General features: G+C 61.3%; 12 protein-coding genes and 1 tRNA gene. 10 read left to right on the top strand and 3 right to left on the bottom strand.

Annotated elements, in window-relative coordinates; translation table 11 throughout:
• Positions 1-88: 88 nt before the first annotated feature.
• Positions 89-613: an MbcA/ParS/Xre antitoxin family protein gene (locus B3849_RS00210; protein WP_278425349.1), complete on the bottom strand. Its 525-nt coding sequence runs from the start codon at positions 611-613 to the stop codon at positions 89-91.
• Between the two features lie 270 nt (positions 614-883).
• Between B3849_RS00210 and B3849_RS00215 the strand changes: the two genes are divergently transcribed.
• Entirely contained in the window at positions 884-1006 is a 123-nt protein-coding gene (locus tag B3849_RS00215; protein ID WP_278425348.1) for a hypothetical protein, read from the top strand.
• Between the two features lie 177 nt (positions 1007-1183).
• Here the strand turns inward: B3849_RS00215 and B3849_RS00220 are convergent, their stop codons facing one another.
• Both B3849_RS00220 and B3849_RS00225 read right to left on the bottom strand, forming a co-directional pair.
• A complete protein-coding gene (locus B3849_RS00220) occupies positions 1184-1384 on the bottom strand; it encodes a hypothetical protein (RefSeq protein WP_278425347.1) in 201 nt (66 codons plus the stop codon).
• Between the two features lie 287 nt (positions 1385-1671).
• Positions 1672-1748, bottom strand: a tRNA-Arg gene (locus B3849_RS00225).
• Between the two features lie 156 nt (positions 1749-1904).
• On the opposite strand from B3849_RS00225, the gene B3849_RS00230 reads away from it, so the two are divergent.
• The 9 genes from B3849_RS00230 to B3849_RS00270 form a co-directional block, all read left to right on the top strand.
• On the top strand, positions 1905-2942 hold the full coding sequence (locus B3849_RS00230) for a LacI family DNA-binding transcriptional regulator (protein ID WP_037942958.1): 1038 nt from the start codon (positions 1905-1907) through the stop codon (positions 2940-2942).
• A complete protein-coding gene (locus B3849_RS00235) occupies positions 2939-4144 on the top strand; it encodes a winged helix-turn-helix domain-containing protein (RefSeq protein WP_278425346.1) in 1206 nt (401 codons plus the stop codon). Before B3849_RS00230 ends, B3849_RS00235 begins: the two co-directional genes overlap by 4 nt.
• Before the next feature lie 140 nt (positions 4145-4284).
• Positions 4285-5553 carry an NAD(P)/FAD-dependent oxidoreductase gene (locus B3849_RS00240; protein ID WP_340251899.1) on the top strand — a complete coding sequence of 423 codons (1269 nt, stop codon included), beginning with the start codon at positions 4285-4287 and terminating at the stop codon, positions 5551-5553.
• Between the two features lie 39 nt (positions 5554-5592).
• Positions 5593-6582: a TRAP transporter substrate-binding protein gene (locus B3849_RS00245; RefSeq protein ID WP_005850974.1), complete on the top strand. Its 990-nt coding sequence runs from the start codon at positions 5593-5595 to the stop codon at positions 6580-6582.
• Between the two features lie 71 nt (positions 6583-6653).
• Complete coding sequence (locus tag B3849_RS00250) at positions 6654-7178, top strand: TRAP transporter small permease (protein ID WP_005850973.1); 525 nt, start codon at positions 6654-6656, stop codon at positions 7176-7178.
• A gap of 4 nt (positions 7179-7182) precedes the next feature.
• Positions 7183-8493 carry a TRAP transporter large permease gene (locus B3849_RS00255; protein ID WP_009825820.1) on the top strand — a complete coding sequence of 437 codons (1311 nt, stop codon included), beginning with the start codon at positions 7183-7185 and terminating at the stop codon, positions 8491-8493.
• Positions 8490-9227: a 5-oxoprolinase subunit B family protein gene (locus B3849_RS00260; protein ID WP_005850971.1), complete on the top strand. Its 738-nt coding sequence runs from the start codon at positions 8490-8492 to the stop codon at positions 9225-9227. The genes B3849_RS00255 and B3849_RS00260 overlap by 4 nt, the downstream gene beginning before the upstream one ends.
• The gene (locus B3849_RS00265) at positions 9224-10252 is read left to right on the top strand and encodes a biotin-dependent carboxyltransferase family protein (protein ID WP_278425344.1); all 1029 of its coding nucleotides are present in this window, start codon (positions 9224-9226) and stop codon (positions 10250-10252) included. The genes B3849_RS00260 and B3849_RS00265 overlap by 4 nt, the downstream gene beginning before the upstream one ends.
• A partial coding sequence (locus B3849_RS00270; RefSeq protein WP_286779679.1) for a LamB/YcsF family protein occupies positions 10253-10868 on the top strand: 616 nt, incomplete at its 3' end.

Consider the following 10868-nt stretch of genomic DNA (forward strand, 5'->3'; position numbering starts at 1 on the left):
AGGGACCAGCGGGGGGCAGGTCATCGAGAATGAACTATATGGCCCGGGTGCGCAGCGATAGATCGTTGCCCCTCGGACTTTTTCCTTTTCAAATAGAAAGAGGGTTCGTCTCGCCCTTAGAAACGAAGACCAGGTCCTCTTCCGTGACAGGGATGAAACTACCTTCAGCAACGCCCTGACCAACATGACCCTGTCGCCAACCGTCCAGGTAGCGCCGAACCGTCATCAATCCGTCCTGAGTGCCATAGGTGATGAAATACATCGGACTCGCGCCCCGAAAGGCTGTACAGCAGTGCGCGCTATTCAACCACCTCAATGTCTCAGCTCTATCGCAGAACAGGATACTCAGGTTTTTGTAGATCCCCAACACTGCCGAAAGACGCAGTAAAGTATCCTGAGACAAGGTTACGGCCTGCTCAGCGCGCGCTTTCCTCATCCAGGTGTGGTATGTGGATCTTGCGGGACTTCCGAGGACAGCGATGCGCTGTTTCTGGTCCAGTCCCCAATGATCCGCAATGTTCTGAAATGCCCTCAGTGCAGGCGCACTTAAACGGGTGCGGTTTGGTGCGCTTCTGGACAGTGGTGCCCAGTCGCAATCGGATGTGTTCGGCATGAAGACCCCTCCATCTGCTTAGAATATATGCGCAAGCTCCTCATATTTATAGCCGCTTAACGAGTTATAGAGGCCAACATCCACCCTCCGCCCAGCAAGCAGTCAGCCAGCCAGTCCGACAGCCATGCATTGCCCCAGAAAGAAAGGCAGGCAGAGAGGAGATAGGGAAGGTCTTCTACACATTCGTTCATTCCGCTTTCCGGCAGCCTCTGATAGACCTCTCACATTACAAGCATTGAAGCGAATTATCACAGTCCAATTGAGCGATTTATGAACAACGGTGCCGCCGAGAAGCAGGTCCTGCTTTTAGAACTCCAACATGAGTTTGAAACCGCCCCAGAGTTTGGACAGACCTATGTAGCCGAAGCAGATCATCTCCCGGCACCGGGATGATCGAAGCGCAACCCTTGACTCCGTCGCGGTGCAATGGAAGGATTTGCAGTGTCCGCTCATGCAACCACGGTATGATCCAACGGGCTGAGGACTCACACCGTGCAGTGAAGCGCGACAGGGTCGCGCTCCAAGCAATCTAACTGCTATGTAGATTTATCCGCAAGCCTGCCTGCTTGCTTACGACAGCGCGAGGAACATGGCGATGTCGGCGATCGAGATCGCCACGAAGACCGGCATCGGCGAGGTGAGTGACCAGCCTCCTCGCAGCCCAGACGACTGCCTCTGCGCCTCCTCTCGCTGAGCCCTGCGGTGCCTCGCGAAATAGAACGCGATATTTGCGGCCAAAATGCCGAAGAAGACGGTCTTTATTGATATCATATACTTGTCCTTTTCATACGCTGGCGGCTTGCCAGTAGAGACAAGATACGTCAGCTCGGTTCAACGGCGGTTAAATCCGACGGGAGAGACAGCGCGGTCTCAGTTCACCCAGTTCCAAATGAACTTTGGGACGAGTGGCGCGACCTGGTCAACACGGCACCAGGTGAAAGCAGGGCGGCGCCTATCCCACCACCAGACACTACTCACCCTCGTCTGGTTTCGTTCCGCGTTTCGTTCCGCCCACCTCACCATCAATTCGACGTCTATCCGTAAGTATCTGAAATATATGGTGACCCCGGCAGGATTCGAACCTGCAACCTGCCCCTTAGGAGGGGGCTGCTCTATCCAGTTGAGCCACGGGGCCACGGGTTTGGCTTAGCGCAAAACGGGGTGGTGATCCAGTCACACTGCACGGTGGTATGGCAGCGCTGTGGTGGGGGGCTTGATATGGTGATTGCCTGCGCCCAACCGACACACTACGCTGTTGATAGAATACCACTTTCAAGCAGGACAAGCGCCTTTGACACAGCCTCCGAAACGCCCGTTGACCCTTCGTGATGTATCCGATGCCTGCGGGGTGTCGGAAATGACGGTCAGCCGGGTTCTGCGAAAACGCGGCGACGTGTCCGAAGCGACGCGGCGGCGGGTGCTGGCTGCGGCGAAAGAGCTGGGGTATGTGCCCAACCAGATTGCCGGATCGCTGGCGTCCCAACGGGTGAACCTTGTCGCGGTGATTATCCCGTCGCTGTCGAACATGGTCTTTCCCGAGGTGCTGAACGGCGTCAATCAGGTGCTTGAAGACACGCCGCTGCAGCCGGTCGTGGGCGTCACGGACTATATGCCCGAAAAAGAAGAGCGTGTTCTCTATGAGATGCTCTCGTGGCGGCCCTCGGGCGTGATCATCGCGGGGCTGGAACATAGCGATGCGACACGTGCCATGCTCAAAAACGCCGGCATCCCCGTGGTCGAGATCATGGATGTCGACGGGCGCCCGATTGATGCGATGGTCGGCATCTCGCACCGCCGTGCGGGGCAGGAGATGGCCAAGGCGATCCTAAAGGAAGGCTATGAGCACATCGGTTTCATGGGCACCAAGATGCCGCTTGACCACCGCGCCCGCAAACGGTTCGAAGGGTTTACCGAAGGGCTCGCCAAAGCCGGGATAGAGATCGAGGACCGCGCGTTCTACTCTGGCGGCTCTGCGCTGGCCAAGGGGCGCGAGATGACGCAAGACATGCTTGAGCGGTCGCCCGAGCTGGATTTCCTGTATTATTCAAACGACATGATCGGCGCGGGCGGATTGCTATATCTGATCGATCAGGGCATCGATATTCCGGGCCAGATCGGCCTTGCTGGTTTCAACAACGTCGAGTTGCTACAGGGTTTGCCCCGTCAGCTTGCCACGATGGACGCCTGTCGGCTCGAGATCGGACAGGCCGCGGCGCGTATCATTCTGAACGATACATTGGATGAACCGGACCCCGACCTGCAGACGCAGATTACCCTGACACCGACCCTGTCGCTGGGGGACACGCTGCGCCGCAACCGCAAGGTATGACCCTGCCGCTGATCGGCAACCGCGACGCCCGTCGCATCTTTCTGCATCGCCATCTGCTGAGCGATGCGCCCCAGGGGCCCGCCAGCGGGAACGACTTGTTGCAGTTGATCCAGGGCCTGGGCTTTGTGCAGTTGGACAGCATCAATACCGTGGCGCGGGCGCATGACCTGATCCTGTTCTCGCGCCGCCAACGCTATCGCCCGCAAGCGTTGAAGACGCTGTATGAACGCGATGGGGCGCTGTTTGAGCACTGGACCCATGACGCCGCGGTGATCCCGATGGGATACTACCCCCATTGGGAATTGCGCCGCCAGCGGGACGCGCAGATGCTGCGCCAGCGGTACAAGAACTGGCACCAACATGATTTCGAGGGGCGGTTCCAGACCGTGCTGGACCAGATCCGCGCACAGGGGCCGGTGTCGTCGTCTGATGTCGGGCAGGATGAACCGCGCTCGAACGGCGGGTGGTGGGATTGGCATCCCTCCAAAACCGCGCTGGAATATCTGTGGCGCGCCGGTGCGCTTTGCGTCGTGGGGCGGGACGGTTTCCAGAAACGCTATGACCTGACAGAGCGGGTGATTGACGCGGCGCTATGCGACCCGTCGCAGGCACCGGATGAGGCGCAGACCATCGATTGGTGCTGCAACGGCGCGCTGGATCGTCTTGGCTTTGCCACGCCGGGGGAACTGGCGGCATTCTGGGCGCATATTTCTCCGACAGAGGCGAAGGCATGGGTCCAGCGTGAACAGGCCGCCGGACGTGTCGAGCAGGTGCAGATCGCGGGCGCCGACGGCACAGTCCATCGCAGCTTTGCCCGTCCCGGTCTGGCAAGCGACCCCGCGATAGACATGGCTCCGACCGCACGGCTGCGCGTGCTCAGCCCCTTTGACCCGGCCTTGCGCGATCGCAAACGCGCCGAACGTCTGTTCGGCTTCCGCTACCGGATAGAGATGTTCGTGCCCGCGTCCAAACGGGTCTATGGCTATTATGTTTTTCCGATCCTGCAGGGCGACAGCATCATCGCGCGGGTGGATATGAAAGCGCACCGTGACCGCGATACGCTGGTGGTACGCGCCCTTTGGCCAGAGCCGGGCAGCCGTTGGGGCAAAGGCAAACAAGCCGCCTTCGAGGCAGAGCTGGCCCGCATCATCCGTCTGGCAGGGGTCAGTCAGATCGCTTTCGAAGACGGCTGGCTTCGCTAACCCACCCCGTTTCGATGAACGAATTGGCGGCACATGTCTGCGCAGGCAACAACGATGACAATTTGTAAACATTTTGTTGACGTATTGCTTTTCCCTGCCAAAGTGAGCGGAAAGGAATCAAGAACCATGTCGAACCGTCTTTGCTTTCATCCCAAGGGTCGCCCATGACGCGCCATGTGGTCGTCGTGGGGGCGGGTATTGTCGGTGTGTCTTCGGCGATCTGGCTGCAACGCGCAGGCGCGCAGGTCACGATCATTGACCGCGCGGCCCCGGGGACAGGCACGTCGCATGGGAACGCGGGTGTGCTGGCGGCCTGCGCCGTGGCACCTGTCACCGCCCCCGGCCTGATCGCCAAAGCCCCCGCGATGCTGCTGAACCCGGATGTGCCGCTTTACCTGCGCCTGCCCTATCTGCCGCGTCTGCTGCCGTGGCTGGCAAAGTATCTGCGGGTCGCGAACGACCGCGACACCCGCCGGATTGCGCAGGGGCTCGCGCCTATTGTCAGCGACAGTGTGGACCAACACAAAAGCCTGACCGCTGATTTGGGCCTGTCCGACTGGGTGAGGGACAGCGATTATGTTTTCGCTTATCGAAACCGCGCCGCGTTTGACGCCGAAGCCTACACCTGGGCGCTGCGGGCGGAGGCGGGGTTCGCGCCAGAGCTGATCGAGGGGCCGCAGATACACGAGTATGAACCGACGCTCGGGCCGGACATCCACCTGCTTGCCACCATGAAGGACCACGGCTTTATCCGCGACCCCGGCGGCTATGTCGGCGCCCTGGCGCGGGCGTTCGAACAGGGCGGCGGCACGATCCTGCAGGCCGAGGTCAAGGATTTCGACCTGTCCGGCGGCGCGATTTCAGGGGTCGAGACGACCCAAGGCCGCGTGGCCTGTGGCGATATCGTGCTTGCCACCGGCGTCTGGTCGAAACCGCTGATGGCCAAGCTGGGGCTGAACGTCCCGCTGGAAAGCGAACGCGGCTATCATGTGATATTCGAGGGCGCGACGGGCGGGCCCGCGCGCCCCGTGATGATCGCCAGCGGGAAATTCGTTGCCACCCCCATGGCGCAGGGCCTACGCTGCGCGGGTATTCTGGAATTCGGCGGGCTTGACGCAGCCCCGTCCAGGGCACCGCTGGCGCTGCTGCGGCGACAGGCCAAGGCGGCCTTTCCACAGCTTGAGGCCACGCGCGAAATCGAATGGCTGGGGCACCGACCTGCCCCCAGCGACAGCCTGCCCCTGATCGGACAGGTTGGCACAAGCCGGGTCTTTACCGCCTTCGGGCATCACCACATCGGGTTGACAGGCGGGCCCAAAACAGGCCGCCTCGTCGCAGGATTGGTTATGGGGCAACCCGTCAACACCGACCTACAGCCCTATGCACCACAACGGTTTAGCAGGGGCTAACCCCGCAAACCAAAGACATACCAACAAGGAGAGAACCACATGAAACGGACCACCACATTGATGACAGGCGTCGCGACCGCCGCCCTGACGGTCACCACCGCCCTGCCTGCTTTCGCGGCAGAGAAATGGGACATGCCGATGGCCTATTCGGCGTCGAACTTCCATTCCGAGAACGGCGTTGAATTCGCCAACTGCGTGACCGAAGGCACCGCGGGCGAGATCGAGATCACCGTGCACCCCGGCGGGTCGCTGATCGCGGGTGCCGACATCAAACGCGCGATCCAGACCGGTCAGGTCCAGCTCGGCGAACGCATCCTGTCGGGGCACCAGAACGAAAACGCGATCTTCGGCTTTGATTCCATCCCCTTCCTCGCGCCGTCCTTCGAGGCGTCCGACAAGCTGTGGAAAGCCGCGAAACCCAAGATCGAAGAGCTGTTGGCAGAGCAGAACCTGACACTGCTTTATAACGTGCCATGGCCGCCACAGGGCCTGTACTTCAAGAAAGAGGTCAACACGATCGAGGACATGAAGGGCGTCAAGTTCCGGTCCTACAACAACGCCACCAGCCGTCTGGCAGAGCTGACAGGCATGCTGCCCGTCACCATCGAAGCCGCCGAGCTAAGCCAGGCTTTTGCCACCGGCGTTGCGGAATCGATGATCTCGTCCGGTGCGACCGGCTATGACCAGAAAGTCTGGGAAAGCCTGACCCATTTCTACGAGGTCGACGCTTGGCTGCCGCGCAACTACATCATGATCAACAATGACGTGTGGAACGATGTCTCGGAAGAGAACAAGGCGATCATCACCACCTGTGCCAGCGATGCGGAAACGCGCGGGCTGCAAGCCTCCAAGGACTATACGCAGTTCACCTATGACGGGCTGCGCGAAGGCGGCATGACCGTGGAACCCGCGAGCGAAGAGCTGATGTCCGGCCTGCGCGACATTGGCGGCACCATGACCTCCGAATGGCTGGAGAATGCGGGCGAGGACGGTCAGGCGATCGTCGATAGCTACAAGTCCATGCAGTAAATCAACGAACGGCGGCACCCCCACAGGTGCCGCCGTTTGACCTTCGATCCGCCAATCCGGAGACCTTTCCCATGAACATCCTGCGACGCCTGCTTGATTTCATCTATTTCGCATCCGGCGCCCTGGCTGCCGTCAGTCTTGTCGCGATCCTGCTGCTGATCGTGGTGCAGATGGTTGCCCGCTGGACCGGCGAGGTTTTCCCCGGTGCGGCAAGCTATGCCGGCTATGCGATGGCCGCCGCCAGCTTCCTCGCTTTCGCCAACGCGCTGAACCGTGGCGCGCATATCCGCGTATCTGTGCTGCTGAACGCCCTGCCCGCAGGCCCGAAACGGCTGCTTGAAATCTGGTGCTTCGGCCTTGCCGCGGCGATTGCGTGGTATTTCACCTACTACGCCTATTGGTTCGTCTACTGGTCGTGGAAATTCAACGAAGTCAGCCAGTCGCAAGACGCCACATCCTTGTGGATTCCGCAGTCGGTGATGGTTGTGGGCGGTGGCATCCTTGCCATCGCGCTGACCGATAACCTGCTCTATCTGATCGTAAAAGGCGAACACCGTCTCACCCGCGATCTTGTCGATCAAAGTTTTGGGGAGTGACGCTGTGACGGAACTTTACGCGATCATTCTGTTTATCACTGTGCTGCTGTTCCTGCTGGGCACCGGCGTCTGGGTTGGTCTGGCGCTGATGGGCGTCGCCTGGTTCGGGATGGAACTGTTTACCACCCGCCCCGTTGGCGATGCTATGGTCACGACGATCTGGGCCTCGTCCAGCTCGTGGACGCTGACCGCGCTGCCGCTGTTCATCTGGATGGGGGAGATCCTGTTCAGGACACGCCTATCCGAGGATATGTTCAAAGGGCTGTCGCCGTGGCTGGCGAAATTGCCCGGCGGGCTGGTGCATACCAATATCGTCGGCTGCACCGTCTTTGCCGCCGTTTCAGGGTCGTCTGCCGCGACGCTGTCGACCGTGGGTAAAATGTCGATCCCCGAACTGCGGGCGCGCAACTATCCCGAAAAGATGATCATCGGCACGCTGGCCGGTGCCGCTACGCTGGGTCTGATGATCCCGCCCTCGCTCGCGCTGATCGTTTACGGCGTCACCGTGAACGAAAGCATCACCGAACTGTTCTTTGCCGGCGTCCTGCCGGGGCTTATTCTGGCGCTGATGTTCATGGCCTATGTCGCCTTTATCGCGCTGACCTCGAAGGACTGGAACCCCAGCGTCGAGACAGGGATGAGCTTTGCCGCCAAGCTGCGCAACTCGCGCTTTCTGTTGCCGGTCTTCGGGCTGATCACGGTGGTGATCGGGTCGATGTATCTGGGCTACGCCACCGCGACAGAGGCGGCTGCCATCGGTGTGCTGGGGTCGCTGGCGCTGGCGTTGATGCAGGGGTCGCTGAACTGGACCAGCTTTCAGGAAAGCCTGATGGGGGCGATGCGCACCTCTGCCATGATCGCATTGATCCTTGCAGGTGCTGCCTTTCTTAAACTGTCGATGGGATTTACCGGCCTGCCGCGTGCGCTGGCGGACGGGATCGCAGCGCTTGAACTGACGCGCTTTCAACTGCTGATGGCGCTGCTGGTATTCTATATCGTCCTGGGCATGTTCCTTGATGGAATTTCGTCGGTCGTGCTGACGATGGCTGTCGTTGAACCGATGGTGCGCGGTGCGGGGATCGACTTGATCTGGTTCGGCATCTTTGTTGTGGTCGTGGTCGAGATGGCGCAGATCACGCCGCCGATCGGGTTCAATCTGTTCGTGCTGCAAGGCATGACGGATCACGAGATGGGATATATCACCAAAGCCGCCTTGCCGATGTTCCTGATCATGGTGGTGATGGTCTTTGTCCTGATCTTCTTCCCCGACATCGCGACCTGGCTGCCCGAAAATCTAAGGCAGGTGCCCCAATGACCGACTTCCCCCTGATCCAGACCGTTGGCCTGTCCGGCGTGCTGGTGCGTTTTGCCGACACTATGTCAGAGCCCGCGAACCGCGCCGCCCTGTCGTTTCGCGCCGCCGTGGATGCCGCCGACTGGCCCGAGGTAACAGAGACGAGCACCTCGCTGGTGTCCACCTTCCTGCAGATCGATCTGGTGGCGGCTTCGGTGGATACCCTGCTGGACCGGCTGCACGACCTGCTGGCAACGCGCGACTGGTACACCTCTGACCTGCCGACGGGGCGGACGCTGTGGCATGTGCCAACGGTCTATGGCACCGACCTTGCACCACAGCTTGAAGAAGCGGCAGAGCTTGCGGGGCTGGACCCCGATGCGGCGATTGCACAGCTGTCGCAGGCGCGCGTACGGGTGCTGACCATCGGCTTTGCCCCCGGCCAGCCCTATATGGGCGAACTGCCGCAGAACTGGGATATTCCGCGCCAGCAGGGGCTGACAAAATCCGTCCCCGCCGGCGCGTTGATCGTGGCGATCCGGCAGCTGATTATCTTCACCAATGCCTCCCCCACCGGCTGGCGCCATATCGGGCAGACCGCATTCAAGACCTTCCGCCCGCGCAGCGACACGCCCTTTGCCCTGTCTCCGGGGGACGAGCTGTGCTTCCCCTCCATATCACGCGCCGAATATGACAAGATCACCGCGACAGATGAAACCGGCCAGGGCGGCGCAGAGACAGAGGTGCTGGCATGAGCGCGACCCTCACCATTTCCCAAGCCGGTCCCGCCCTGACGATACAGGATATGGGCCGTCCCGGTTGGCGTGCCCAAGGGCTTACAAAGGGCGGTGCCGCCGATCCCGTGGCGCTTTACGAAGGGGCCACCCTGCTTGGCCAATCGCCCGAGCTTGCGGTGATAGAGATGACAGGCACCGGCGGGACCTTCACGGCCGACGCCGACATCCGTATCGCCCTGACAGGAGCCACCATGGCCGCCAGCATCGACGGCGATGCCATCGTCTGGAACGCCAGCCACATGCTGCCCGCTGGGGCAAAGCTGACCATCGGCGGCACCACGGGCGGCACCTATGGCTATCTGCATGTGGGCGGGGGCATCGCCTCTGACAGACTGTTGGGGGCACGGGCCAGCCACCTAAGCGCAGGTCTGGGCCAGCCGCTTGCTGCGGGCGACGCGCTGCCCCTCGGGCCGGACAAGTCGCGCGAAACGGGGCTGCAACTGCCCCGCGACAGTCGTTTTGACGGCGGCACCGTGCGCGTCGTGGCCAGCATGCAGACCGACCACTTTACCATTGATGAACGCAAACGCTTCGAGACCACCGCCTTTACCCGCGACCCGCGTGCCAACCGCATGGGCGTGCGCATGGACCACGACGGCGACGGTTTCAGCGCCGAGGGCGGTCTGTCCATCCTGTCCGAGGTCATCGTGCCCGGCGACATCCAGATCACCGGTGACGGCGCACCTTTCGTGCTGATGGGCGAGTGCCAGACCACCGGCGGTTATCCCCGTATCGGTACCGTGATTCCCCGCGACCTGCCCCGCGTGGCGCAGGCGGCATCGGGCACCGCGATCCGGTTCGAATTCATCACGCTGGAACAGGCCATCACGCTCGAGACGCAGCACCGCCAAGACATCAAAGCGCTTGGTGCGCAGGTCACGCCGCTGGTCCGCGACCCGGCCAAAATCCGCAACCTGCTGGCCTATCAACTGGTGGGGGGCGCGATCTCTGCCACCGACAACCCCTTTGAAGAGGAGCATTAAATGCCGACCGTCGATCTGAATGCCGATATGGGCGAAAGCTTTGGCCCGTGGAAAATGGGCGATGATGCCGCTTTGTTGCAAATCATCAGCTCTGCCAACATCGCCTGTGGTGGCCATGCGGGCGACGCCGATGTGATGTCTGCGACGATGACGCTGGCGCGTGACAATGGCGTCGGTATCGGTGCGCACCCCGGTTTCATGGATCTGGCCGGTTTTGGCCGCAACCGCATGTCGGTGCCACGGGGCACGCTGCAAAATCAGGTCCGCTATCAGGTCGCCGCCAGCGTCGGCATGGCCCGCAGCCTTGGCACATCGGTGCGGCACCTGAAACTGCACGGCGCGCTCGCCAATATGGCGTCAGAGGACGAGATACTGGCCCGCGACCTTTATGAGGCCGCGCTCAGCGTCGCGCCTGATCTGATCGTCATGGTGCTGGCCGCCACGGCGCAACAGGACGCGGTGCAATCGCTTGGCTGTAAGTGGGCCGGAGAGATCTTTGCCGACCGCGCCTATAACGACGACGCGACGCTGGTCGACCGCTCTAAACCCGGTGCGGTGATTCACGATGCGGCACTGGCGGGCGAACGGATGGTCAAAATGGTCAAAGCCGGTGCGA

The sequence above is a fragment of the Sulfitobacter sp. UBA4523 genome (genome assembly GCF_002388305.1).
In the GTDB taxonomy this organism is placed as follows: domain Bacteria; phylum Pseudomonadota; class Alphaproteobacteria; order Rhodobacterales; family Rhodobacteraceae; genus Sulfitobacter; species Sulfitobacter pontiacus.

Bases quoted from the DNA above. Each gene is read 5' to 3' on its own strand.
- B3849_RS00210 (WP_278425349.1), bottom strand. From the start codon at position 613: ATGCCGAACACATCCGATTGCGACTGGGCACCACTGTCCAGAAGCGCA.
- B3849_RS00215 (WP_278425348.1), top strand. From the start codon at position 884: ATGAACAACGGTGCCGCCGAGAAGCAGGTCCTGCTTTTAGAACTCCAA.
- B3849_RS00220 (WP_278425347.1), bottom strand. From the start codon at position 1,384: ATGATATCAATAAAGACCGTCTTCTTCGGCATTTTGGCCGCAAATATC.
- B3849_RS00235 (WP_278425346.1), top strand. From the start codon at position 2,939: ATGACCCTGCCGCTGATCGGCAACCGCGACGCCCGTCGCATCTTTCTG.
- B3849_RS00245 (WP_005850974.1), top strand. From the start codon at position 5,593: ATGAAACGGACCACCACATTGATGACAGGCGTCGCGACCGCCGCCCTG.
- B3849_RS00250 (WP_005850973.1), top strand. From the start codon at position 6,654: ATGAACATCCTGCGACGCCTGCTTGATTTCATCTATTTCGCATCCGGC.
- B3849_RS00260 (WP_005850971.1), top strand. From the start codon at position 8,490: ATGACCGACTTCCCCCTGATCCAGACCGTTGGCCTGTCCGGCGTGCTG.
- B3849_RS00265 (WP_278425344.1), top strand. From the start codon at position 9,224: ATGAGCGCGACCCTCACCATTTCCCAAGCCGGTCCCGCCCTGACGATA.